The following is a 25,872-nucleotide window of genomic DNA, read 5'->3' as shown; positions in this document are numbered from 1 at the left end:
CATGACGACACAAGCAATTCATCTATTTAATCGACTGTTTGGTCGCAAAAAAGCCACGCTTGATTTAGCCACCGCGACCCAATGGCAGCTCATCGGACTCAAAATGCGTCAGCATAAACTGGCGTGGTACAGCATGTGGTTCCTCGTGTGGGTTTACTTTATTGCCATTTTTGCTGAGTTTTTTGCTCCGTTTGATCCCAGTGATAACTGGCGCCGTTACACCTATGCGCCACCACAAGCGGTGAGCTTGATTGAATCCACGGAGGATGGATGGCGTTGGGCGCCACACCTTGAGTTTTATAACAGCAAAACCGATCCACGCACGTTAAAACGTCACTACACCCTAAATGAGAACAAAAAAGTGTATTTCTCCTTTTTCGGTGAGACTGAGCGTTACTACTTGCTGGGCTTTATCCCGATGAATCGCAAGTTTGTGGTGCCACATGATCCGAAGCAGCCATTTTTTGTGCTCGGCTCTGACCGAATGGGGCGCGATATGTTGTCTCGCCTGATTTATGGTGCACGCATTTCTCTCTCGGTCGGTTTGATGGGGGTATTCACCACCTTTGTGCTCGGCATTGTCATTGGCGGTATCTCTGGCTACTTCGGTGGGGCGATCGATAACTTCATTCAGCGCAGTATCGAGTTTATGAAGTCCATTCCAACCTTGCCTTTGTGGATGGCCCTTTCGGCCTCATTGCCAGCGGAATGGAGTTCTCTCACTAAGTATTTCTTGATCACCATTATTTTAGGTTTGGTCTCTTGGCCAGACATGGCGCGAGTGGTGCGCAGCCGCTTTATGTCATTGCGCAGCGAAGAGTACGTCGCGGCAGCGTGGCTCGATGGCAACACACCGTTTGAAATCATCCGCCGTTACATGGTGCCGAACTTCCTGAGCCACATTATTGCGGTGGTGACCTTGGCGATTCCCGCGATGATTCTGGGTGAAACCGCACTGAGCTTCCTTGGTCTTGGTTTACAGGCGCCGATGGTGAGTTGGGGCGTACTGCTGCAAGAAGCGCAAAACATCCGCGCATTGGCGGAAGCGGCTTGGCTGTTGATTCCTGCCGCGGCGGTGATTGTGGTGATTTTGGCAATGAACTTTGTGGGCGATGGTTTACGTGATGCTTGTGACCCATACCACGATCAGGGAGCGAAATAATAATGAAACAACGCATTCTTCAAGTAAAAGATCTCAACGTAAGCTTCCCGACCAGTACGGAACATTTTCACGCAGTTAAAGGGGTCAGTTTTGACCTCTATCGCGGCGAAACATTGTCGGTCATTGGTGAGTCAGGCTCTGGCAAATCGGTGACGTCGTCCGCCATCATGCAGTTGTTGGACAAACCGGGCCGTATTGATTCGGGTGAAATCCTTTACCAAAACGAGCAAGGGCAGATCATCGACATCGCGCAAATGGATCCGCGCAGTAAAGAGATGCGCTACATGCGCTGCTTCAACATCTCCTTGGTATCGCAAGAACCGATGGCGGCGCTCAGTCCAGTGCATACTGTGGGTGACCAAATCAAAGAAGTGCTCTGTTTGGTTGAGCCGAACATCACCAAAGAGCGAGCGCACACACGCACGTTAGAACTGCTATATCAAGTGCAAATGCCAGAGCCGGAAAGTTTGATCAACAAGTACTCGTTTGAACTCTCCGGGGGGCAGCGTCAACGTGTGGTGATCGCTATGGCGATTGCCTCCAATCCAGATATCTTGATTGCCGATGAGCCAACCACGGCGCTGGATGTGACCACACAGGCGGAGATTCTCGACCTGTTTGCCGAGCTGCAACAGCAATTTGGCATGGCGATTCTGTTCATTACCCACGACTTGGGTGTCGTGGCACAGATTTCCGATCGCGTCGCGGTGATGGAAAAAGGCGTATTAGTGGAGTGTGGCGAGGTACGGCAGATTTTTGAGAACCCTCAACACCCCTACACGTGCAAGTTAATGGAAGCGACGCGCGCTTTGGAAAAACCGTCCAAAGTGAAAGTGCCGTTTGCGCTGGATGTGAATAATGCGCCCCGTCCGATTTTGGATTTGAGTGGCGTGAGCAAAATCTTTGAAAAACCCTCGAAGATGTTCCAGAAAAAGCGTTTTATGACGGCGGTCGATAACGCCAGTTTAACCCTTTATCCGGGGGAATCTTTAGGCATCGTTGGCGAATCGGGTTCCGGAAAAAGTACTTTGGGCCGTGCGATTTTGGGCATGTCACCAGCGAGCACGGGTTCGATCCAATACGTGGATGAGGACTCAGGGCGTGAAATTGAACTGTCTGATTACAAGCGTCAGAAACGCGATCCTTTGTTTGCCGATCTGCGTTTGATCTTTCAAGACCCATGGTCATCACTCAATCCACGCATGACGGTGTTTGACATCATTGAAGAGCCGCTTTTGAAGCTACGCACCGAAATGAGCAAAAAACAGCGTGAAGAGCGAGTACGCAACATCATGAAATGGGTTGGGCTTCCGCCAGAATTCTCCAGTCGCTACCCGCATGCTTTCTCAGGCGGTCAGCGCCAGCGCATCGTGATTGCACGCGCTTTGGTCACCATTCCTAAAGTGGTGATTGCCGATGAAGCGACTGCAGCACTGGATGTATCGCTGCGTTCTCAGGTGTTAGATCTGCTGATTGAGTTCCAAAATACCTATGGCACGGCGTTTATCCTCATCACCCACGACATCGCAACCGTGAAATATTTCTGTGATCGCCTGCTGGTGTTGCAACATGGCCATATTGTTGAGCAAGGAAGCGTTGAGCAGGTCATTTTCAACCCGCAGCAAGCCTATACCAAACAACTGATTGCGGCGGTGCCTGTCGCTGAGCTCCCACCGGAGGAAGCGGCAAAAAAGATTGCATAGCTCCGTGTTAATCATGGGGCGTCACCAACAAACAGCCTCCTGTCACCCAGGAGGCTTTTTTGTCTGAGCAAAACGGAAAAGGATCTACATCATGGGGAAGAACACCTCTATCATTCGGCGTATTCAACTGTTGGTAATACTGTTAACGCTGGTGCTTATTTCGGTCTGTGGTTTATCGATATGGCAGGGAAAGCAATTGATTCATCAACTCGATCAGTTGTCTGAACATACGATGCGACAAATGCAGCGCCAAGCGATGAGCTTAAGTTTAGTCGGTAATATTGAAAATCGAATTCTTTCTATCCCAGCCGCAGAGTCGCTGGAAAACGCATCATCGGAACTGTTGCAGCCGATGTCGACGTTGCAAGAGCGTTTGTCTTCCCATTCTTTCTCAAGGAGACATACAGAAGGGTTGCTGGATGAAACCCAGCAGCTATTGGATAAAGCGCTTTTAGGCTCTGGAATGCGTGCTGAGTTAGAGAAAAAACGGCAAGCGCATCAACTCGCCATCACCAAAGTGAAACGTAAAATTTACGCTTTGGCCGTCAGTTCGGACGACATGAACACTACCATGCTGGTAGACAGTGTGAGCAGTGATATTGATGGCTTGAGTTTTAATATTAACCGCGCATTAACCAGTGACGATCCCGCTGCCATCAGTCAGTTAAGAGAGAAGAATCGCGCGCTAGCTCGATCGATAGAGGAGAAGAGTAAGCAGTTAAAAACGCGCAGTCGCCAATATGGTCAACGCGATGCCGCTTTGGTCAGCAAAGTACTGTTGGATGCGTTTGAATCCTCGGGGGTGGTGTACGCTCAGCTGCTGTTGGCTGAAAACCAAAAGCAGGTTCAGCAGCAAGCTCAGCAACTTGCCCACCGTTTATCTAAGGTGGGAGAGCAGCTTGAAGTGGCCAACCAACAGCTGTTGGAAGAGGTCGCGCTGAGAGTTGAAAATGCGCAAGCTGATCAAGCGCTTTATCACGTTCAATTGATTGGCTTTGTCTTACTGATTGGCGGCTTCAGCTGTGTCATAGCGATCAATGTGTCGAGTACACTCAAACGTAGCCTGCGGTTACTGATTGGTACGATTCAGCGGATGGCGGAGAGTGATCTGACCCAATCGGTGCCCAACTCATTGCCTGCTGAGTTTGGCCGATTAGCCCGCCATTTAGAGCAGTTGCGTCAGTCTCAACTGGCGATGATTGACACCCTCACCCACAGTTCTACGAAATTAAACCAAGTCATCCAACAGAATGGCCAGCGAACTTCAGGCCTAACTCAGGCGTTGCAACAGCAAGCCGAGCGAACAGCGAGCGTCGTTCATCACACACATCAACTCACGCAGTTTATTGGCGATATTGATGATGAAAGTGAATCCGGAGCACGTCAGGCGACACTAGCAAGCCAAGAAGCGTATAACGGTTCTTTGAACGTCAATGAAAATATTGAGCGTCATTTGGCGTTAGAACACAAACTGCAATTGGCGGTAGAGACCATGCATCGTCTAAAGCAGAGTGCCGCACAGATAAATTTAGCGATGAAATTCATTGATGAAGTCGCCCAGCAAACCAACTTGTTGGCGTTAAACGCGGCAATTGAATCCGCGAGGGCAGGCGCGCATGGGCGTGGGTTTGCGGTGGTGTCCGATGAAGTGAGAACCTTAGCCGAGCGCACCTCAGGCTCGGTGGTGGAAGTGCGTGACATCATTGATGTGCTTCATCATGACGTAGACACCGCGGTAGTGCAGATAGAGCACTGTAATCGAGAGATGCAGGATTCGATGAACAGTGCCAAACAGGCCGTCGAATCGGTCAACCGCGTGAAAACGTGCCTAGATCTGAGCAGTCAAACTGCGCAATCCATCTCAGCAGCAACAAAGCAGCAGCGCAGCTTAACGCGGAAAATCGCGGCGAAAATTGCCGAAATTCAAAGCGATTCACAGACCAACTTAGACCAAATCAGCCATTTGGTGACGACTGGAAACGAGTTGCAAACCATGGCTGCCCAGCAGCAAAAATTGGTCGCTCAATACGTTGTGTGACAAGGCTTAACGGCAAGTTAAGCTTCATCTCCTGTTACTTCAAATAGCAAAATATCAAAGGGGCGATCTGCCCCTTTGTTGTTACTTTCTCGTCGACTAAGCGTAGGTTTTGAGGGATTTTTGCATTCCCTTGCCGATCACTACGATGATCACTGCTCCAAGTAGAACCGGAGTCAGTAAAAAGTACCAATTTTGCCCTGTCATCATAATCAGCAACGGATTCGCACCCGCAGGTGGGTGCGTAGTTTTCGTCAGCAGCATTGCTGAGACGGCGAGGCCGCTCGCGAGCGCCAAGCTTATAGGATTTACCCCTATGTAGTGAGCGAAAAGAGCCCGACAACGCGGTGATTGCGCAATGCTTAAACACCCTCAATCGACTGCAACGATGAGGCATAATTGGCTGCGATGACAAAAAAGCCCGGCGTTGAGCCGGGCAAATACAGTGGAATGAGAGGTTAAATTATTTGAGTTTTACGCTGTATGAAATCAGCACTTTTGTATCGTTACGATCCGCTTTGTGTACGATGTCGTTGCCACGGAATTTGCTGCGGAAGGTGCGAATATTTAGGCCTTCCAATGCGCCATCCATGAACTTGTAGCCGATGTTCCAATCGAAAGAGTGCATAGAGCCATCGTATTCTTTTTCAGTTAAGCTTGAGCGAACATTGGTACCGTAGTTACCACCGATACCCGCGGTCAGCTCTGGCAGATCCCAGCTGGCAAAGTTGTAGTTCACCGCCAATTTAACCGCTTTGGTACCGTCAGCGTTGTAGTCATCTAGGCCAGAGGTGGTTTGCTGGAAGTTACGGTTGTCCGAGTTTGCCCAAGGGGTAAGGCGGAAGTTGTAGCTAAGCTCTTGACCACCGGTGTCGGTGCTGCTGACGCCCGCAATCCACGTAAAGCCGCCGTGCTTAATGTTGGCACCAAGGCCAAGATAGCTTTGTGCTTCCTCTTTGTTGCTCACTACGTTGGTAGTTAAAGCACTCTTTTCTAGAATCGAACCGTGGTAGAACGCGCTTAGGCCCACTTTGGCCGAACCTAGATCGAAATTGTATTTCCCTAGGGCTTGCCAGTTTTGACGGTAGTCTTTACCCACACCGTAACCGACGTCAATTTGGCCTTGGTCGAACTTATAGATCGCACCGAGTGTTTGAATGTGGTCGATCACCGTGTTGGTGGTGTCAGCGCCTTTCAATTGGTTTTGGTGCCATTTGGTGGTCATTGGCAAAAACTCTTTGCGCCAATCGTTCTTAAATTGGTCCGCAATTGCGTAGCCGACAATCAAGTTACCAAAATGCGCTTTGGCTTCAAGACCACGATAAGCGTGTGGGTTCAGGCCCCAGCTAGAACGAATGGTACCAATGTTAATTTGTGTGTAACCACCACGCAGAGCAAGGCCAACATCCTCGTTACCAAACTTCGCTTTTAGTGCGGCGACTGAGAGTGCAGCATAAGACTTCTCACACCCCTTGCCATCGTAGGCTGGGTTGTTTTGACACTCATGATCAAAGTAAAGGATCTCCGACATGCCAGTGGTATTGCCAAGTTGCAGGTTGGTGTTCGCCCAGATATCCAAGCCGATGGTGTCTTTGAAATAGCCTGATTTGTAGTCCCATGCCAGTTGCAGAGTTTGGTTTTCAATGTTTGGCGACCATTCACCCGTGGTCATGTTTTTCTGCTCGCGGTCACGAATGTATAAGAATGAGTGTAGGCGAGAGGTCGAGCCATCATAAAAAGCCTGTTTGGCTTCAGTGGCTAGGTCAACTGCAGCGGCACTCTGGTTACGAATATCGTTTGGGTCGACATCATTGGCGAAAGCAGTACCGGAAGTTAGGGCGGCCAGTACAGCGGTAGAGATCAGAGAAAGATTGATTCTATGTTGCATATCCATATATTCCATTTTTATGTAGAGGAGAATTCTATTTGCAATGTGAATATTATTGATATTTGTGATTATTTAAACTGAAACATCGTTTTGTGTTTTAAAAACCGGATGTTCATCAAAAATAAAAGAGTATTGTGATTTGTGTTTATGTGTTTTGTTTCTTATGCGGTTTTCTATTTAAAAGTCAGAGAATAAAACACAGTAGAATATGGAAATGAGGGGCGGTGAAGCTTGTGTGTAATGATGGATTGAGTAGGAAGTCGAGTGTTTTTTTGCCGATAGTGGGCCGGGTGAGGGATGAGATTTTCATCTAATTATTTGATTTTAATATTGTAAAGTAAATTTTATTTCTTTTTTGAATGTGTGTTGTGGTGAGAGTTAGGGGATGGGAAGGTGGAAGAATAAGAGCCCCATAAGGGGCTCTTAAAGATTGCAAACAATATCTTGGAAAACTAACAGCTATATCCAATTTTCACTAATAACTACTTTCGTAGGGCCAATATCAATGAAAATTCGCGTGGAGTTATCGACGATTTTTATTTGCAAAATTTGAATAGAGTGATTGCTCTTCAACGTTTTCACTATCACGTTTAAATAATCAATATGCAATACCTTTTAATTAATTGTGTGATTTCATATTCAATTTACTGCTGAATATTTTTTCACGGATTTCAATTATTCTGTTATCTAGTCATTCTATTTCTCACAGATGTTAGCATTTATCTATCCATTCAATCTATTTTGAAATGATGTTTTATAATCAAAATCACATAATTTAAATCAATTAATCATTAAAAATGAAAAGCTGTTTTGTTTCTATTGATTGCGTTATGTTGGTTGTTTATAGTGCTGGCATTCATGTTGTTTATGTATCTTTGCCCAACTTAACGCAGCAGTTTCAAATGGTTTGGGTGTATGAACGCACGAATAAAACAAGCCAACGGTGTGGGAACGGCCATGACCGCGGTTTGAAGTGATGATTAACCGCTTTTAAGCATGCCTCTGCTGCCAGCTAAGCAGCGTAATAACGGTGTTTTGTGAGGACCAACCAATGGTGTCAGAGGCCACTGCTTGACGGTTAGCAAGCGGCGCTTTTTAGTTAAGAGCACGCCATCATCTTCCCATTTGAAATCGACAGTTGTTAGAGGAATAGTGATGCGCGCTGTGAAACACCGCCAACTATCGCTGCTTTTTCCCTTTTTAAAGTGGTTACCAAGCGTCAACGCTCAATCTTTGCAAGCCGATTTTTGGGCTGGCCTGACTGGGGCGATTATTGTTCTGCCGCAAGGGATTGCTTATGCGATGATTGCAGGATTGCCTGCGGAATTTGGTTTGTACACCGCCATCATTCCGGCGATTTTGGCCTCATTGTTTGGTTCTTCCCATCATCTTATTTCTGGCCCAACGGCGGCACTTTCGGTGATCGTCTTTACCACGGTTAGCCAGTTCGCAGAGCCGAGTACACCGCTTTATATCCAGCTCTGTTTCACCTTGACCCTGTGCGCTGGCGTTATTCAATTGCTGTTTGGTTTGCTGCGTTTTGGCGCAGTGGTGAATTTTGTGTCCCATTCGGTGGTGCTGGGTTTTACCGCTGGGGCGGCGATTGTGATTGGAGTGAGCCAGTTAAAACACGTACTGGGTTTGCAGTACAACTCTGGCGAAACCGCGATTGAAAACTTGCTGCTGCTGGGGAGCCATGCCGTTCATTTTAATGCCAAAGAGCTGTCAGTCGGTATGGTCACCATATTGGTGTGCATAATGTGCAAACGAATTTGGCCGAAGCTCCCCCATATGCTATTGGCGACGCTAGCCTCAATGGCTTTTGCCTTGTGGATGAATCAGGCAGGATACCCGGTTTTGATGGTGAGCGAGGTGAGCAGCAGTTCTCTCAGTCTCTCCTCGCCATTTGCCGGATTGAGCCATGTTGAACCCATGCTGGGGGGAATTGTCGCGGTGGCGATGCTCGGTTTAGTCGAAGCGATTTCAATCAGCCGCTCAGTCGCGCTCAAGTCACGTCAATCACTGGACAGCAACCAAGAATTTGTTGGTCAAGGCCTCTCCAACATTGTGGGATCGTTTTTCTCTTGTTACGTCTCTTCCGGTTCGTTTACGCGTAGTGGCGTTAACTACAGCAGTGGTGCGAAAACACCATTAGCAGCGGTATTTGCTGCGCTTTTGTTGTTGGTGATCATGCTGTTGCTTGCCCCTTATGCGGCTTACATTCCCATCGCGGGGATGGGCGGTTTACTCTTGGTGGTTGCTTGGTATTTAGTCGATGTTCACCACATTACCACCATCGTCAAACACGACAAAAAGGAAGCGGTGGTGTTGGTTGCCACCTGTTTGGCGGCGCTGTTTCTTCATCTTGAACTCTCCATCTATGTCGGCGTTGGTGCTTCGCTGTTTTTTTATCTACGTAAAACCTCGCGCCCAGCGATTGAACGGCTGAGCCACGATGAGCTGAACCTTGAGCAGCAGGACGACATTGCGGTGATCCGTATTAATGGCTCGATATTTTTTGGCTGCGTGCAATATCTTCATCAAGAGATGCAGAACGTCAGTGCTAAGCATCTGATTATTCTCGGCCGAGGCATCAACTTTATTGATCACCTTGGGGTGCAAATGCTCGATGACTATGTCTCCACCAGTGGTCGCCACGTTTATTTCTGCCGTTTTAAAGCCAGCGCCAAAGCGTCATTGCTCAATGGCGCAACGTCGGTGCGTGAAGAGCATTTTTCTGAACGGTTGACACCACTGTTAACGCTAATTTGTAAGGGATAATTATGAAAGTACTTGTGACGGGGGGCTGTGGCTACATTGGCAGTCACGCTTGTGTCGCTTTGGTCCGCGCGGGGCATCAGCCGATCGTGCTGGATAACTTCAGTAACAGCCACCCCAATGTGGTGGCACGAATCGAAACGTTGATTGGTCAACCGTTGGTGGTGTATCAGGGCGACATTCGTGACCGACTGGTGCTGGATGCTATTTTTGATCAACACGAGATTGGCGCCGTGATGCATTTTGCTGGCTTAAAAGCGGTCGGGGAGTCGGTCGAAAAACCGCTGGAGTATTACGACAACAACCTGGCCGGGACGCTGAACTTGCTTGCCGCGATGCGTGTGGCGCATGTTTATCGGTTGATTTTCAGCTCATCGGCCACCGTCTATGGCGACCCCAAAACCGTGCCCATTACGGAGGCGGCCCCAACGGGTGCCACCACCAATCCTTACGGCACCAGCAAACATATGGTGGAACGCTGCTTAAGCGATTTTTCCGCCGCCAACCCCGACTGGAGCATTACCTTACTGCGCTATTTTAACCCTATCGGTGCGCACCCCAGCGGCTTGATTGGCGAAGACCCAAGCGGCATACCGAACAATCTGATGCCCTTCATTACTCAAGTGGCGATTGGTCGCCGTGAGAGATTGTCGATTTTTGGCGACGATTACCCAACAGCGGATGGCACCGGCGTGCGCGACTACATTCATGTGCAAGATCTGGTGGAAGGGCACGTGGCGGCACTGGAAAAGCGGGGGAATGTCCGCGGTCTGCACACATACAATTTAGGTACTGGAAATGGGGTGAGTGTGTTGCAGATGGTGGCCGCGATGAACCGAGTGTTGGGGCGCGAACTGCCAGTACGCATTGAGCCACGCAGAGCCGGTGATATTGCCCAATGTTTTGCCCAAGCCGACAAGGCCGCGCAGGAACTGGGCTGGAAAGCACAGCACGATTTAACGGATATGGTTGAGCACAGTTGGCACTGGCAGCAGCGCAATCCAAACGGTTACCAATCTTAGTTTGAAAGGAAACAATATGTCTCACGTATTTGATGTCGCCGAGCATCCACATCGTCGTTATAACCCCTTGATGGGGGAATGGGTGCTGGTGTCACCACACCGAGCGAAAAGACCTTGGCAAGGTCAACAAGAAACCCTCAATGTTGAGTCATTGCCCAGCTATGAAAAAACCTGTTTTTTGTGCCCGACCAACACGCGCATTAGCGGTGATGTCAACCCGGATTACCAAGGCACCTTTGTCTTTAAAAACGATTTTGCGGCGCTGACCGAGCACACGCCGGATTCTCCGGTGAGTGACGACCCGCTGTTCCAACTGCACAGCGCCAAAGGGGAGAGCCGAGTGATCTGTTTTTCACCGGATCACAGCCGCACCTTGCCAGAACTGGCGCTGGAAGAAATTGAGCAAGTCATCACCACATGGATGACGCAAACGGAAGAGCTTGGCCAGCGTTACCCTTGGGTTCAGGTGTTTGAGAACAAAGGCGAAAGCATGGGCTGCTCTCAGCCCCATCCTCATGGGCAGATCTGGGCTAACAGCTTTATTCCCACTATTGTGGAGAAAAAAGATCATCATCAGCAGCGTTATTTTGAACAGCATCGCTCTCCGTTATTACTCGACTACATTGAGCGTGAGTTAGCAAGCGGTGAGCGCATCGTCGTAGAAAGTGACTTTTGGGTAGCATTAGTACCGTATTGGGCGGCGTGGCCATTTGAAACGCTGCTGTTACCGAAAGTGAAACTGAGCCGGTTGACCGAGTTGACCGATGAGTTAAAAGCGGATCTTGCGAAAGTCATCAAACAGCTCACCATTAAATATGACAACCTTTTCCAGTGCTCTTTCCCTTATTCCATGGGCTGGCACGGCGCACCCTTTGTGGCCGGGGAGCCGGAAGCTTATTGGCAAGTGCACGCGAGTTTTCTCCCCCCTCTACTGCGTAGCGCAACGGTGCGCAAATTCATGGTGGGATACGAGATGTTGGCGGAAAGCCAACGCGATCTCACTCCAGAGCAAGCGGCCGAGCGGCTGCGCAATGCAGCCGACATTCACTACAAGCAAGGTCACGACAAGCAAAGTTGATTTTTCGCGGGCAGATTTGCCGCGCAATGCGCAAAAAATTTTCGCCTGAGAATGGGATGAAAAGTGGTTTTGATTTATTTGAAGAGGTTTTCTTCTTTTTGAAGGGAGCAGAATAAAAAGGAAAGGAATAATGATTTTAGAGGCGTTCAATTTAGACGGTAAGGTGGCGCTTGTCACAGGGTGCAATACAGGTCTTGGTAAAGGCATGGCAGTGGCGCTGGCGCAAGCGGGTTGTGACATTGTTGGCGTGAACTACGCTGGGCCGGATGAAACCCCCGCATTGATAGAAGCCACAGGCCGCCGTTTTTACTCGATTGTGGCGGATCTCAGTGATGCCTCTGTGATTGCATCCGTAGTTGATCGTGCGGTTACCCAAGCAGGACGCATCGATATTCTGGTCAACAACGCGGGCATTATCCGTCGTGAAGATGCGATCAACTTCAGTGAGCAAGATTGGGATGACGTGATGAACCTCAACGCCAAGAGCGTGTTCTTCTTAGCTCAAGCGGTGGCTCGCCAGTTTCAAGCGCAGCAGTCTGGCGGCAAGATCATCAACATCGCTTCGATGCTCTCGTTCCAAGGCGGCATTCGTGTTCCCTCGTATACTGCGTCGAAAAGTGCCGTGATGGGCATCACTCGTTTGCTGGCTAACGAGTGGGCATCGCAGGGGATCAATGTCAATGCCATTGCTCCAGGCTATATGGCCACCAATAACACGGCGGCGCTCAGAGCCGATGCTGAACGCAATCAAGCGATTTTAGAACGCATTCCGGCGCAGCGTTGGGGATTACCCAGTGATCTTGCTGGCCCTGTCGTGTTCTTGGCATCGTCCGCTTCTGACTATGTAAATGGTTACACCATCGCTGTTGATGGTGGTTGGTTAGCCCGTTAGTGGGTTGCAAGAAAAAGCTGCTAGTCAGCTTTTTTTTTGAAATTAAAATTTAAATTGAAAAGGTGTTTTGAAAAATGTGAGCAATCTATGCGTTTATATAAAACTATCACGGTAAACTATAGATATATCATTGAGCATAACACCCACTTTGTACGACAAAGGTTTTGAGAGATTTCGGTATGAGTGAAGCGATCACGCTGCGTCCATTGCCAAGGGCGCTAGACGAAGAAAAAGTAGTCAACCATTTATCCACGGTGGTGGCAGCGATTAAACGAAACATTCCAAAGATTGGAGAACGTAACCCCAAGATCGGTACGGCGAACAATCAGTGGGAGTACTGTGGCCAGTTCGATTGGGTTTCTTCATTTTGGACAGGCGAGTTGTGGCTGTGCTATCAAATGACGGCTGAGCAATCGTTCAAAAACAGCGCCAAGCTGCGTAAACGTTACTTTGCAGACATGCTGCTGGACCCGTTTTGGTTGGATCACGATCTGGGTTTCCAATACAGTTTGAGCTGCGTGGCGGATTACAAGCTGACTGGTGATGAAGAGTCGAAAATGATGGCGATTCGCGCGGCCGATCATCTGATTCATCGCTTTAGAAAAATTGGTGGTTACATTGTGGCGTGGAATGATACCCATCCGCTCGGCCCTGAAATTACGCAAGGTAAATCGATCATCGACTCGCTGCAAAATACCGCTTTGTTGTTCTGGGCATCGCAAGTGACCGGTTCTCCGGTTTATGCACAAGCGGCCACGCGCCACAGCGAAACCTTGGCGAAACATATTGTGCGTGAGGATTTCTCCACCTATCACTCGTTTAACTTCCACCCTGTGACTCAGCAGCCAATCAAAGGCGAGACCTTCCAAGGTTTTGCGGATGATTCGTGCTGGGCGCGCGGCCAATCTTGGGCGATTCACGGCTTTGCACAAACCTATCTTTACACCAAAGATGAACAGTTTTTGACTCTGGCGAAAAAGCTCGCGCGCTATGCGGTAGAGCAGATCACCGATGATGGTGTTCCCGTATGGGATTACTCGTTGCCCGCGGATGAGATCCAGTACAAAGACAGCTCAGCCGGTGCGATTACCGCGGCGGGCTTGCTGCTGATTGCGCAGTGCATTGACGATGCCGAAGAGGCCAAGCAATACCGCGATTGGGGCTTGTATCTACTGCAAGGCTTAATGCAGAGCTGCGATTTAACCGCCGATGAGCAAGCCCTTGGGCTTTTGGCGCACGGCGCGTCGTTTGTCAAAGTGGGTTTGTGCGACAACATGTTGCCCTACGGCGATTACTACTATCTAGAAGCCCTAATGCGCGCTAACGGCTACCAGAGCTTCTTCTGGTAAACCGAACTCAATAACTCATTCGGGGGAGCCCTTTCCCCCGTCTATCCCAACTTTTTGGAGCCTATCATGACCCAATTTGCCTCTCGTAAAGGTCATATGACCCTGCCTGTTGAAGAAGGACAGGAAGACGTCGTGCTGGATTTATATCAGCGCTGGCAAGCCGATGCACTGCGCGATAGCGATGGTACAACCATGCCAGATTCATTGGCCGAGCAAGACAGCGATATCTATTCTGTGATGTGTTTGGTGCGTGCGGATCAAGCGTATGCCAATCAACATCCAGAATACCTACACCGTAAATATTTGATGTCATTCCCTGTCACCGCGATGAGTGATCGCGTGGCGATTTTTCCACTCGATGGTTACAGCAAAGACAAGTATGAACTGGACGATGACAGCGATCCAAAACAGTGGTGGGAAGTGCGAAATCGCACTTTGAACAAAGTGATCCCGACGGATAAGTGGACCTTTGACGCACAATATCAGCGTATTGATATTGAAGATGCGATCCCGTATCACGAATACACCATCACTTTCATGGCGCGCCAAGTGTGGGACAGCGTGTCGATGTACAACGCGCTGACCAACGATTGGAAAGGGCCGCGCATCAAGAGCCTTGACCCGTACCACCCAGAATGTCGCGCGCATCTATTGCAGCACTTCGCCCATTGGTTGGAGACGCACCCAAATACCACCGTGGTGCGTTTTACCACCTTCGCTTTCCTATTCGTGATCGATACCGGTGAGAAGAATCAAGACATCTATCGCGACTGGACCGGCTATGGCGAAACGGTTAGCCCACGCGCATTAGAAGATTTTGAACAACGCTTTGGCTACAAGCTTTCTCCGGAAGACTTTGTTGATGCGGGTTACTACAACGGTACCTATAAAGTACCTTCTCAGCAGTACCGCGATTGGATGACTTTCGTGCAAGATTTCGTGGTCGAATTTGCCGCCGAGTTGGTCAGCATGGCGCACCAAGCGGGCAAGAAAACCGCGATGTTCCAAGGCGATCACTGGATTGGCACCGAACCGTTTCTTGAGAGTTATCAGAAGATTGGCATCGATATTAACGTTGGTGCGGTGGAAGATGGTGTGGCGCTGCGCCGTTTAACCGATTCCGGTGGCGATCAAATTCGTGAAGCACGTTTTTATCCCTACTTCTTCCCTGATGTGTTCCGCGAGGGCAACGATCCTGTGGTGGAATCGATGTCGAACTGGACCAAGATTCGTCGCGCGATGTTGCAAAAACCGTTGGATCGCATTGGCTATGGCGGCTATTTGTCACTTGCAAATCAGTTCCCGCATTTTATCGACCATGTGACGGATATTTCTCGTCAGTTCGGTGAGTATCTCGACAATACGCAACGCAGTGAATCGCAAAAACTGCCGGGCAAAGTGGCGGTGTTGAGCGCTTGGGGAACGGCGCGCAGTTGGCTGCAAAACCAAGCACGAGACCAGCGCTTTTACGTGCCACCACGCCCTGATGTGATGGAGCTGGTCGGCAATAATTTGCTGGAGTGTTTGTCTGGTCTGCCATTTGAGGTGGAGTTCATTAGCTTCGATGACATCGCTGAGAAGGGCATCGATCCGGACATCAAAGTGATCATTAACACCGGCGATGCCAACTCGGCTTGGAGTGGTGGCGATTGTTGGGATGATCATAATGTCATCGTGAAACTGCGTCAGTTTGTCGCAGAAGGCGGCGGTCTACTTGGTGTGTCCGACCCTTCGGCGTGGCAAAAAAATGGCCGCTATTTCCAGCTGGGGGATGTGTTTGGGTTAGAAAAAGAGACCTCTTTGACCATGGGGCGTGTGGCGATGCCGTTGCAGATCGAAAAGCATCACTACCTCAGCCAGTTTATTCAGGGCGATGAAGACTTCGGTAACCCAAGCTATGTGTACCCGCAAGCGCAAGACCTTACCGTTCTGGCTGCGCAGGGGCAACATTTGGCGTTGACGGCGCGTGGCTATGGCTCTGGCCGCGCGGTGTACTTGGGGAATCTGCCATTTAGCATGGAAAATGCCCGCCTGTTGCAACACATTTTGTTGTGGCTAACGCAGCAGGAAGAAACGGCACATGCCTGGCTGTCCAATAACCCTTATGTTGACGTAGCGTTCTACCCGCAAACCAACAAAGCGACAGCGGTGAACTTTACCGATGAGACTCAGAAGGTGACGGTATTGAACACCGATGGTGAGCCACAATCGATAACGCTGAAACCCTATGAATGGCGTTGGTTCGATAACTAAACCAAGCAAAGAAGGTAGAAGGTGCTGTCAAAGCACCTTCTTTTCATTCCGATAGACTCACCAAGGAGATGATTCGCATCATGCACTCGCAACATTTGATGCAGATCCGCAGCAAACTGTCACAATCCATCGTCGAGCTACAAAGGGGCATGCTGCACGAGCACGATTGGCATCAAACCATCGCTCAATACCAAAACGCATTTTCTCGCCAAACAGGCTGGCTCGATGCGCCGCTTGCAGACGCTGAGCAAGACGGAGAGCGTATTTTTGCCTATTTGCAGCGCGTATTGCTGCTCGCTTGCCAACACTACCAACGACCTTGTTCCTCGATTTTGGAAACGATTGAACAAGCGTTGGCGCACTGGTATCGACACAATCCGACCCACTGGAACTGGTGGTGGAATCAAATTGGCAAACAGCGGCTTCTGGGGCCGATTGCTTTGCTGCTCAGCGATGCGCTCTCGCCAGCATTGCAGCAAAAATTGATGGATGATCTGCCCGCCCAAGCGAGCATGACGGGGGCGAACAAAGCCGATCTGGCGAATGGGGTGGCGTATCGTGCATTGCTTAAAAACAATCAAACTCGCTTTGCCCAAGCCATGGCCGATATCGCTGACACTATCGTGTTGACGCAAGAGGAGGGCATACAAGCCGATTTCTCTTACCAACAGCATGGGCCGCAATTACAAAACGGCGGTTATGGTGAATCTTTCCTAAATGTCGCTTTGCCGTGGGTGTATGCGGCGGCTGACACCTGCTTTCGCTTTTCAAGTGATCAGCAACGTTTACTGCTCAGCTATTTCTTACAAGGTTCGATGTGGATGACGCGTACCGGTCGCTGGGATTACAACGTGTGTGGCCGAGCCATCGCCAAGCCCGATTTGGAGAAACCGCACAGTCGCGCGTCTTTGAAAGTGCAAGTGACCATGCTGATGGCGCTGTTTCCTCAACATCGCTTGCCACTCGAAAGTTACCTCGCGCACCTTGATGGCCGTGCGTATCCCTTTGCGGGATTTAAACACTTTTGGCGCTCAGACTATTCTGCCATGGTGAACCATCGCTTTTCGGTGACGGTGAAAACCAATTCACGCCGCACCAAGCCGATTGAAACGGGCAATCAAGAGAACTTACTTGGTTTCTGGCTCGGTTTTGGCAGCATGAACATCAGCGTGACGGGCGACGAATACCACGATATTTATCCTTACTGGGATTGGGCAAAAATCCCTGGGGTTACCTCACCCAGCGTGGCCATGCCCGCGCACGAATGGGGGCGCATCGAGCAAAACACCGAGTGGACTGGCGGCGTCAGCAATGGTCGATGGGGGATAGCCAGCTTTGAGTTGGATGTTCAGCAAACTCAGGGTTTGAAATCGTGGTTTTTCTGTGGTGATGCCATTGTGGCGCTGGGGGCTGGCATTCGTTCTGAACATCAAAGCCCCATCGTCACCGCGATCAATCAATGCCATGTGCAAACGCCTGTTTTTCACCAGAATGAGAATGGGGTGGAGCGGTGTGATGCTGTTGCCGTTCAAGGTTGGCTTCATCATGCCAATGTCGGTTATCTGCTTGGCGAGGGTAAGGCGTATTTGCGTTGTGATGAACAACAGGGCAGTTGGCAGAAAATTAATGCGCATTTGAGTGATGAAGAAGTTGCTGGCAAGGTGTTTAGCCTGTGGATTGAACATGGCGTACAGCCGCACGACGCCGGCTATCACTACACACTGTTACCGGGAGCGACACTGGCGAAAACCCAACAGTATGCCGCTCAACCCGAAGCGCAAGTGCTGCATAATTTGCCTCAGTTGCAAGCGGTTCAGTTTCGTCATGAAGTTGGCTGTGTGTTTCGCCAAGCCGGCCGCCTAGAGCTGGCGAGCTTCACTCATCAACCCGCTTTTGCGTTGGAAGTGGACAAACCCTGTTTGCTACTTTGTGAGCGCACATCGGTTGGCTTTCGTTTGGCTCTGTCGACGCCGGGCAGAGCCGACAAGGTGCAGATCACTTTGCATCAAGGCGGTCAAGCGTTCGCAGTGACCATCGAAACCTCGGCGCTGCCTGATAAGTTGGGCGAAAGCGTGCTGGTGGATATCGAAGCGGAACCGAGTATGGCACGCGATAGCTGAGCCGAAAACCAGACAAAAAAACGCCCTGTGATAAACAGGGCGTTGATTTGATGGTATTTAACGGCGATTAAGCGATTTGGCTCTCTTCCATTTCTGGGCAGTCGTCGGCAAGAAAGCCGCCGGTTTGGTGTGCCCACAACTGCGCATAAATACCGTTGTTTTGCAGCAGTTCTTGGTGCGTGCCTTGCTCAACAATATTGCCTTTATCCAGCACGATCAGGCGATCCATCTGTGCAATGGTCGACAAGCGGTGAGCAATGGCAATCACGGTTTTGCCTTGCATCAGCTCGTTCAAGCTTTCTTGAATGGCCGCTTCCACTTCCGAGTCGAGGGCTGAGGTTGCTTCATCCAGCACCAAGAGTGGTGCGTCTTTGAGCAGCACACGAGAAATCGCAATGCGCTGACGCTGACCTCCCGAGAGTTTCACCCCGCGCTCACCCACTTGCGCATCGTAGCCGACGTTGCCAAACGGGTCGGTGAGGGTTTCGATAAACTCATGCGCGTGTGCTTGCTTAGTGGCGCGCAACAGCTCTTCTTCACTGGCATCTGGATTGCCGTAAAGAATGTTCTCGCGAATCGAGCGGTGCAGCAGCGAGGTGTCTTGCGTCACCATACCAATTTGCGCACGCAGCGAATCTTGCGTCACCTCAGAGATGGTTTGGCCGTCGATCTTGATCTTGCCGCTCTCCACATCGTGGAAACGCAGCAGCAGGTTAACCAGCGTTGATTTGCCCGCGCCAGAGCGCCCCACTAGGCCAATTTTCTCACCCGGTTTGATGTGCAAATTGAGATGGTTAATCACGCCTTTGTTTTCACCGTAGTGGAAACTCACGTCGTCAAACTCAATGCCGCCTTGTTTCACTACGAGCTCAGTGGCCTGTGGTTTGTCTTGAATATCAATCGGTTTGGACAGCGTTTTCATGCCATCGACCACCGTGCCCATGTTTTCAAACAGTGAACCCACTTCCCACATGATCCACATCGACATCCCGTTGATACGCAACGCTAAACTCACGGCAATGGCAATCGCGCCAATGCTGATCGCACCGCCTAACCAAAGGTGGATGGAGAGCGCACCAATCGAAAACACCAGCACATAGTTGGTTACCTGCACCGCGATATTGAAGCCGGTTACCAAGCGCATTTGACGATGAACCGTGTCTAAGAACTCGCGCATGCCGCTTTCGGCATACTCAGTCTCGCGTTTGCTGTGCGAAAACAATTTCACCGTTTGGATATTGGTGTAGCTGTCGACAATGCGGCCGGTCATGGTAGAGCGGGCGTCCGCTTGCGCTGAAGCAACATCTTTGAGCTTAGGGACAAAGTAAACTTGAATGCCGATGTAGATCAGCAGCCAAATCACCATCGGCACCATCAAACGCCAGTCGGCCGCCGCGAGCATCACAATGATGCTGGTGAAATAGACGGACACGTAAACAAACACGTCCATGGTTTTCATCACCGATTCACGCACCGCCAGCGAGGTTTGCATCACTTTGGTGGCGACACGCCCTGCAAAATCATCTTGATAGAAGTTCAAGCTTTGATTAAGCAAATAGCGGTGCGCCAGCCAGCGGATCGACATTGGGTAGTTGCCCAGCAGACTTTGATGCACCAGCAGTGAGTAGCCAACGATCAGGGTTGGCATCACCACTAAAAGTATCACGCCGTAATAAATCAGCTCACTTTGGTTTTGCTCAAGGAACGTTTGTGGATCGCTGTTGCTCAGCCAGTCGACAAGTTGTCCCATAGCACCAAATAGCGACACCTCGACAATCGCGACGATGGTGGACAGCAGTGACATCAAAATCAGCGGTTTTTCAAACCCACGAGTGTAGTGGCGGCAAAAAGCCAGTAACCCTTCAGGTGGTTGTTCCGGCGTTCCGGCCGGAAACGGATTGGTAAAGCTTTCAAATCGTTTAAACATAACGCTTCCTAAAAATAACAACGCCCACACTGCCAGAAGGTGCGGGTAAAAAAAGAAGTGGTGGAAGGGCGAAAAGTAGTCTAACGGATTGATGGGCTAAATGTAACCAGTTGGTTATCACTTTGCGGCATATCCTAAGGGATTTCTCAGCCTTATCGCAATGAAGTGTGCAGTGAAGTTGCAATAGATAGCAATGGTGACCATAAAAATTACTGACAAATGCCTTTTATGCGGTAATTATTACTTTCCCCCGTGTCGGGAAAGCTGAAATTCAGTAAAAACAGAGTTAACAATAAATTTACAATCTGCCTTATCTAGTGATAAGGAATGAACAGATGCTGTTACCGAATGAGACAATACGACCTCAGCTTGATGCGACCCAAAATGCAGACTGTGTGGTAATGGTGCCGCCAAAAGAGTTTCGCTTTAATGAAGAAACCGCGCGTGACAACGAATTTCAGAATCAGATCGCCCTCTCTCAGGAAGAGGTGAGAAACAAAACATTGGCCGAATTCCGCGCAATGGTGAGCAAACTTCGTCAGGAAGGGGTGCAAGTGGTGGAGTTTGACTACCCTGAATCGGACATTGCGACTCCCGACGCGGTATTCCCCAACAACTGGTTTAGCACCACGGCGGAAGGGGGCTTTTATACCTTCCCGATGGCGTGTGAAAACCGCCGCGAAGAAGTGCGTCCACAAGCTTTGATTGAAGCACTGGCCGCCGCTGGCCGCGAAGTACATCGCCAAGATTCGTTGACCGATTACGTGACGGAAGAGGCGTTCTTAGAAAGCACAGGCGTGATGGTGATTGACCATCTGAATCGCACCATTTATGCCGCATTGTCGCAGCGTTGTGATCGCCTTGTATTAGAAGAGTACGCCAAACGCATCGGTTACGAGCGTGTGATCTCCTTCCAAACGCTGTTGCCATCGGGAAAACCGATTTACCACACCAACGTAATGATGGCGATTGGTGAGCAATTTTGTGTGATTTGCGATGAAGTGATCCCTGAGTTTGAGCGCCGTTTCGTCTTGAAATCACTGGCCAAAGACAAGCAGGTGATATCCATTTCTATTGAGCAGATGAACCGTTTTTGCGGCAACATCCTGCAACTGGAAACGGTCAATGGCAGCAAAGTGATCGCGATGTCGCAATCGGCTTATGATGCGTTTTCAGAAGCGCAGCGCAATCAACTGGCAACGCACGGTAAGCTGCTGCCGTTTGACGTGACGACCATTGAAGACATAGGCGGCGGCTCAGTACGCTGCATGCTTGGGGAAGTCTTTTTACCCAAACGCAAAGCGGTGTTGTAACGACGCTGTTTCGCCATGAAATACACGTTATCATGAACGAAAAAGGGAGATGGCTACATCTCCCTTTTTTCTTAGGAAAGGATTGTTTACGCACTCATGATTTGGGCAAATTTGCTGTATGTGCTGACTTTGCCATTAATGTATTCAATGCCGCAGTGAATGTTCTGCTCTTTGTTTCCTACGATTTGATACTCGACAATAAACTCGCCACTGATCACCTTGATAAACAAAAAACCGTCTATGACTTTCCAAAGTCCCTGAAGGGCTTTTTCACTGAAGAGATCTTTTTCCACCAACGTGCCATTGGGTCTGAGATGTAATGTGGAAGAAAAGCCGTCGACATTCACTTTTAACCAAGCGTGTTGATGCACTTCATAGCTCAGAATTTTGCGGCGAGTTTTCGCCCACTCACGCAGCTCTTTTTCTTGCGCAGGGGTAAGAATGGGGAGGTCTTCCATCTCCAATAAGGTGTGATGTTTTTCGTACCAGAACAGTTGTAGATGGAGTAATTTCATTAAAATCAACAGAGTTTCATAAGGCGTGATCGCCACTGTGCGCTAAGCAAAATAGTAAGTCAACCAATCAGATGAAAGAGTGCAGTTTTCTACGGGGGGCAAAACTGCACGTTCCCAGAGTGGGAAAAATCGGCGCTCACTCCATGAACGCCGAAACAGAAAAACGATATTAGGGTCTGTTGGTCTTTTGAGATGATTTTTGCCGCCGTTTGTGGCGTTGAACTAAGCGGCAAACAACCGAGGTAAATCTGCGTGGTCACAAGCTCGGTTTAAGCGTTGCTGCGCAGTATGAATGTGCGCACGCCAATCTTCGTCTTGTGCCCACATTTCTATCACCAATGGCACCACACAGTCGGTCTCTTTTAAGGTTTTAAAGATCGCATCAAAGTTCACTTCGCCATCTCCAATCACTAAGTCTCTGAACTGCCCTTGCGAGTCCGGTGTCACGCGGTGCGTATCTTTGAGATGGATTTGTGTAATGTGGGGCTTACTCAGTTTCAGCTCGGTACACACATCGTAGTTCCAGCCCGAGATGTTGCCGACATCCGGATAAGCGGTGAAATACGGTGAGTTTACTTCACGATTGAGCACCTCAAACTTGCTGAGTGAATTCAGGTAGTCGGTATCCATGATTTCAACCGCCAGCATCACGCCAGCTCGCTCAGCCAGTTTGGCTGCCAGTTTCATCCCCTCAATAAAGCGCAGATGGGTAGCTCGATTCGCCGGTTCGTAGTAAACGTCGTAACCCGCCAACTGAATAGTGCGAATGCCGAGCTTATAAGCCAATGCAATGGCTTTTTCCATGTGCAGCAACGCTTGCTCACGGATTTTTGCGTCGGCCGAGCCAAATGGAAACTTGCGGTGCGCGCTTAAACACATGGAATGCAGCGGCAGTCCGTAGCGTTCGCATTGGTGACGCAATGCGTAGACAGTGGCGTTATCCCAATCAAGGCGGCTGCGTCGTTCGTCCGATTCATCCACAGAAATCTCGAGAAAGTCAAAACCAAGCTCTTTGGTGACGCTGAGTTTTTCTTCCCAGCTCAACGAGTTTGGCAGCGCTTTTTCATATAAGCCGACGCGATGGCGTTGTAAGTTCTGATACATACCTCCCCCTAATTCCAGTAGCGGTTGATTTGTGCTTTCAGTGCTTCTGCGGTTTGCTGCCCTTGTTCGCCTGCGAGTGCACGCCCAGCAATAAAGGTTTTTGCTTTGATGCCTTCAAACAGGTAGATATCTTCAGGCACGATGCCGCCTGTAATCGAAAGCTCAAGGCCCAGTTGAGAAAGCTGTCTCATTTTATTTAGGTCGGCTTCTGTCCAACCCACGCCGGCCAGTTCAGCGTCGCGAGAGCGGTGGTAAATCGCTTGAGTGATACCAAGATCTACCCACGCTTGCGCATCTTGCATGGTCCAGTTGCCATAGATCTCAATTTGGATTTCACCATTGAACTCGTCGGCGACTTTTTTACACGCTTCAATCGTCGCAATGTGCGCCGCGGCTGAAACCGTTATCCAATCGGCTCCAGCTTCAAAGGCCATGCGAGCTAAAATTGCGCCGCCGTCAGTGGTTTTCATGTCGCAGACCAGAATGTGATCAGGGTGGTTCTCACGCAATGTTGATACGGCGTTCATCCCTTCGGCAAACGCTAAAATGGTGCCGACTTCAATCACATCGACATAGCTGTGAACGTTGCTCGCCACGGCAATGGCATCGGTAAGATTGGTTTGATCGAGGGCGATTTGGATCATTGGTTTAGTCATGATGCTTATCCTTGAATTTTTTCACGTATCAGACGGGCTAATCCGTCATGGTTGTTATCGGTTTCGCAAACCAAGCGAGCGTTAGCACGCACCGTCTCGTCTGCGTTATTCATGGCAACGCCTAATCCGGCGTAACGGAGCATGGAAATATCATTGTGGTTATCCCCCACGGCAATGACATGATTCGGGTGATAACCCAGCTCAGAAACGTATTCCGCCAGTCTTAAGCCTTTGCTGTTGCCTTTTGCTGCAAAGTCGATGCGATTCGACCAAGAGCGTTCGCCGTTAAATTTTGCGCTGACCCATGGGTTCTCGAGTAAGCGTTCAACCGAGCTTGGCAGCCCTTCCACCACAAATTTCCAGACATATTCCGTGTCACGAACTTGATCGCTGAATGAGTCGATTTTGTAGATCTTCGGCTGGTGGTGTTTCGGGGCCGTTTTGGCCCACTTTTCCAGCGCTTCCATATAGTGAATAGGGTTGTAGTTGGAGTAGGTCATCGCATCGGTCACGTACATCACCATCTTGACCTGAAACTCTTTCGCCAGCGCGATGAAGGTCAGTGCGTCTTCTTTGTTGATTGAGTTGTGTTTCAATACTTGGTCATTGTGGTAGTCGTAGACATAAGTGCCGTTGCAGCAGATGATCGGCGTGGTCAAGCCCAGTTCATCGTAGTACGGACGCGCCGCAGTATGATGGCGTCCAGTAACGATCACCACGTGACACTTGTGTTTTGCCTCCATAATCGCGCTTTTTACTTCCGGATGAATGCTGTGATCATCGGTGAGCACAGTTCCGTCTAAATCTAACGCAAGCACTTTGTACATCTTGTTACCTCTGTCCGTAGTAGGCGTTTTCACCGTGCTTACGCAGGTAATGTTTGTCTGACAGTTCTGGCTGGATCTTGATGCCGCTGTTGAGCGAGCGAGTGGCGAGAGCCATGGCAGAAATCTCTTCCAGTACCACTGCGTTGTGCACCGCATCATCGGCATTGCTACCCCAAGAGAAAGGTGCATGACCTGCGACAATCACGCTTGGGACAGCCATTGGATCGATACGACGATGACGAAACTCTTCCACAATCACTAACCCGGTGTTCTTCTCGTACTCTTGCGCAATCTCGCTTTGCGACAGTTTTCGCGTGCAGGGAATGTCGCCATAAAAATAGTCGGCATGAGTGGTACCGAGTGCCGGAATGTCGATCCCTGCTTGTGCCCAAATCGTCGCGCTGCGTGAGTGGGTATGAACCACGCCGCCAACGTCTGGAAACGCTTTGTAGATTTCGAGATGCGTCGCGGTATCGCTGGATGGGTTCAGGTTGCCCTCAATGATGTTGCCATCGAGATCAACGACAACGATATGTTCTACCTGCATTCCCTCGTACTCAACGCCTGATGGCTTAATCGCGATCACGCCGCGTTCACGGTCAATTTCAGAGACATTGCCCCAGGTAAAAGTGACCAAACCGTATTTGGGCAGTTTGAGGTTGGCTTCGAGCACGCGTTGTTTCAGTTCGCTATACATGATTCCTCCTTAGGCTGTCATAGCCAGAGCGTCATCTATGACGTTGAAGACATCGCTGAGGCTGCGGCAGCGGCGAAGTTTATCCAGATCAACGCCAGTGTCGCTCTCTTCGTCATCCAAGACCTGGGTCACTTCCATTAGCCCTTCCATGTGTTCGTCAGAAGAGCTGCCCGCGAGTGTGATCAGCACATCGACAGGTTCGTCTTCACCTTCGAAGTAGATGGGTGTTTCTAGGGTCACGAGTGCAAAAGCGGTGCGATTTACGCCGTTTTCTGGACGTGCGTGTGGCAAGGCGAGGTTAGGCGCGATGCAGATGTAAGGGCCGAGCTCTTCAACGCTGCTGATGATCGCGTCATGGTAGCAAGGCTCAATCGCGCCAGAGGCAATCAGCATATCTGTGCCAATCTTGATCGCGTCGCGCCAGTTAGACGCTTGTGCTTGCAACTTGATTGAGTTGTTCTCGATCAGTGATTGTTTTAATCCCATTGTTCTATCTCCAGGTTGGGTGCCAGCTTTACTGGCACCTCGTTTGTTATAAGTAATTGAGTAACTA

At 49.8% G+C, this 25,872-nt stretch carries 19 protein-coding genes and 1 pseudogene; 11 read left to right on the top strand and 9 right to left on the bottom strand.

Annotated features, from left to right (window positions below):
* The first annotated feature begins 1 nt into the window (after window position 1).
* From VV1_RS20280 to VV1_RS20270, 3 genes are all read left to right on the top strand, one after another.
* Complete coding sequence (locus tag VV1_RS20280; protein WP_011082000.1) at window positions 2-1,162, top strand: ABC transporter permease; 1,161 nt, start codon at window positions 2-4, stop codon at window positions 1,160-1,162.
* Between the two features lie 2 nt (window positions 1,163-1,164).
* Window positions 1,165-2,865 (top strand): dipeptide ABC transporter ATP-binding protein, encoded by a 1,701-nt coding sequence (locus tag VV1_RS20275; RefSeq protein ID WP_011081999.1) that lies wholly within the window; start codon window positions 1,165-1,167, stop codon window positions 2,863-2,865.
* Between the two features lie 91 nt (window positions 2,866-2,956).
* Window positions 2,957-4,903 (top strand): methyl-accepting chemotaxis protein, encoded by a 1,947-nt coding sequence (locus tag VV1_RS20270; RefSeq protein ID WP_011081998.1) that lies wholly within the window; start codon window positions 2,957-2,959, stop codon window positions 4,901-4,903.
* 96 nt (window positions 4,904-4,999) lie between these two features.
* Here the strand turns inward: VV1_RS20270 and VV1_RS20265 are convergent.
* Both VV1_RS20265 and VV1_RS20260 read right to left on the bottom strand, forming a co-directional pair.
* A pseudogene (locus VV1_RS20265) lies at window positions 5,000-5,230 on the bottom strand (HPP family protein); the annotation flags it as partial.
* Between the two features lie 133 nt (window positions 5,231-5,363).
* Window positions 5,364-6,803: an OprD family outer membrane porin gene (locus VV1_RS20260; protein ID WP_011081996.1), complete on the bottom strand. Its 1,440-nt coding sequence runs from the start codon at window positions 6,801-6,803 to the stop codon at window positions 5,364-5,366.
* Between the two features lie 1,140 nt (window positions 6,804-7,943).
* Here VV1_RS20260 and VV1_RS20255 point away from each other — a divergent pair.
* The 7 genes from VV1_RS20255 (at window position 7,944) to VV1_RS20225 (ending at window position 18,280) form a co-directional block, all read left to right on the top strand.
* Complete coding sequence (locus VV1_RS20255; RefSeq protein ID WP_011081995.1) at window positions 7,944-9,569, top strand: SulP family inorganic anion transporter; 1,626 nt, start codon at window positions 7,944-7,946, stop codon at window positions 9,567-9,569.
* Between the two features lie 2 nt (window positions 9,570-9,571).
* On the top strand, window positions 9,572-10,588 hold the full coding sequence (galE, locus tag VV1_RS20250) for a UDP-glucose 4-epimerase GalE (protein WP_011081994.1): 1,017 nt from the start codon (window positions 9,572-9,574) through the stop codon (window positions 10,586-10,588).
* Between the two features lie 16 nt (window positions 10,589-10,604).
* Complete coding sequence (locus VV1_RS20245; RefSeq protein WP_011081993.1) at window positions 10,605-11,666, top strand: UDP-glucose--hexose-1-phosphate uridylyltransferase; 1,062 nt, start codon at window positions 10,605-10,607, stop codon at window positions 11,664-11,666.
* A 130-nt stretch (window positions 11,667-11,796) separates the two neighbouring features.
* Window positions 11,797-12,558: a 2-dehydro-3-deoxy-D-gluconate 5-dehydrogenase KduD gene (kduD, locus tag VV1_RS20240; RefSeq protein WP_011081992.1), complete on the top strand. Its 762-nt coding sequence runs from the start codon at window positions 11,797-11,799 to the stop codon at window positions 12,556-12,558.
* A gap of 179 nt (window positions 12,559-12,737) precedes the next feature.
* Window positions 12,738-13,907: a glycoside hydrolase family 88 protein gene (locus VV1_RS20235; RefSeq protein ID WP_011081991.1), complete on the top strand. Its 1,170-nt coding sequence runs from the start codon at window positions 12,738-12,740 to the stop codon at window positions 13,905-13,907.
* A gap of 66 nt (window positions 13,908-13,973) precedes the next feature.
* Window positions 13,974-16,160: a 1,3-beta-galactosyl-N-acetylhexosamine phosphorylase gene (gene gnpA / locus VV1_RS20230; protein WP_011081990.1), complete on the top strand. Its 2,187-nt coding sequence runs from the start codon at window positions 13,974-13,976 to the stop codon at window positions 16,158-16,160.
* Window positions 16,161-16,240: 80 nt separating this feature from the next.
* Entirely contained in the window at window positions 16,241-18,280 is a 2,040-nt protein-coding gene (locus VV1_RS20225; protein ID WP_243742166.1) for a polysaccharide lyase 8 family protein, read from the top strand.
* A 67-nt stretch (window positions 18,281-18,347) separates the two neighbouring features.
* Here the strand turns inward: VV1_RS20225 and VV1_RS20220 are convergent, their stop codons facing one another.
* A complete protein-coding gene (locus VV1_RS20220) occupies window positions 18,348-20,207 on the bottom strand; it encodes an ABC transporter ATP-binding protein (protein ID WP_011081988.1) in 1,860 nt (619 codons plus the stop codon).
* Between the two features lie 335 nt (window positions 20,208-20,542).
* Between VV1_RS20220 and VV1_RS20215 the strand changes: the two genes are divergently transcribed.
* Window positions 20,543-21,520, top strand: a complete 978-nt coding sequence (locus VV1_RS20215; RefSeq protein ID WP_011081987.1) for an arginine deiminase-related protein — start codon at window positions 20,543-20,545, stop codon at window positions 21,518-21,520.
* An 86-nt stretch (window positions 21,521-21,606) separates the two neighbouring features.
* On the opposite strand, the gene VV1_RS20210 is transcribed toward VV1_RS20215, so the two are convergent.
* The 6 genes from VV1_RS20210 to VV1_RS20185 all read right to left on the bottom strand — a co-directional run bounded on the left by VV1_RS20210 (window position 21,607) and on the right by VV1_RS20185 (window position 25,805).
* A complete protein-coding gene (locus VV1_RS20210; protein ID WP_040111258.1) occupies window positions 21,607-22,035 on the bottom strand; it encodes a hypothetical protein in 429 nt (142 codons plus the stop codon).
* 222 nt (window positions 22,036-22,257) lie between these two features.
* Window positions 22,258-23,139 carry an L-ribulose-5-phosphate 3-epimerase gene (locus tag VV1_RS20205; RefSeq protein ID WP_011081985.1) on the bottom strand — a complete coding sequence of 294 codons (882 nt, stop codon included), beginning with the start codon at window positions 23,137-23,139 and terminating at the stop codon, window positions 22,258-22,260.
* Window positions 23,140-23,147: 8 nt separating this feature from the next.
* Window positions 23,148-23,795 carry a 3-keto-L-gulonate-6-phosphate decarboxylase UlaD gene (locus VV1_RS20200; protein WP_011081984.1) on the bottom strand — a complete coding sequence of 216 codons (648 nt, stop codon included), beginning with the start codon at window positions 23,793-23,795 and terminating at the stop codon, window positions 23,148-23,150.
* A gap of 5 nt (window positions 23,796-23,800) precedes the next feature.
* The gene (locus VV1_RS20195; RefSeq protein ID WP_011081983.1) at window positions 23,801-24,622 is read right to left on the bottom strand and encodes a Cof-type HAD-IIB family hydrolase; all 822 of its coding nucleotides are present in this window, start codon (window positions 24,620-24,622) and stop codon (window positions 23,801-23,803) included.
* A gap of 4 nt (window positions 24,623-24,626) precedes the next feature.
* Window positions 24,627-25,319, bottom strand: a complete 693-nt coding sequence (locus tag VV1_RS20190; protein ID WP_011081982.1) for an L-ribulose-5-phosphate 4-epimerase — start codon at window positions 25,317-25,319, stop codon at window positions 24,627-24,629.
* Between the two features lie 9 nt (window positions 25,320-25,328).
* A complete protein-coding gene (locus tag VV1_RS20185) occupies window positions 25,329-25,805 on the bottom strand; it encodes a PTS sugar transporter subunit IIA (protein WP_011081981.1) in 477 nt (158 codons plus the stop codon).
* Between the last annotated feature and the right edge of the window lie 67 nt (window positions 25,806-25,872).

Source organism: Vibrio vulnificus CMCP6 (genome assembly GCF_000039765.1).
GTDB lineage: Bacteria > Pseudomonadota > Gammaproteobacteria > Enterobacterales > Vibrionaceae > Vibrio > Vibrio vulnificus_B.
The sequence above is the reverse complement of the archived record's forward strand: the minus strand, read 5'-3'. Positions and strand labels throughout refer to the sequence as shown.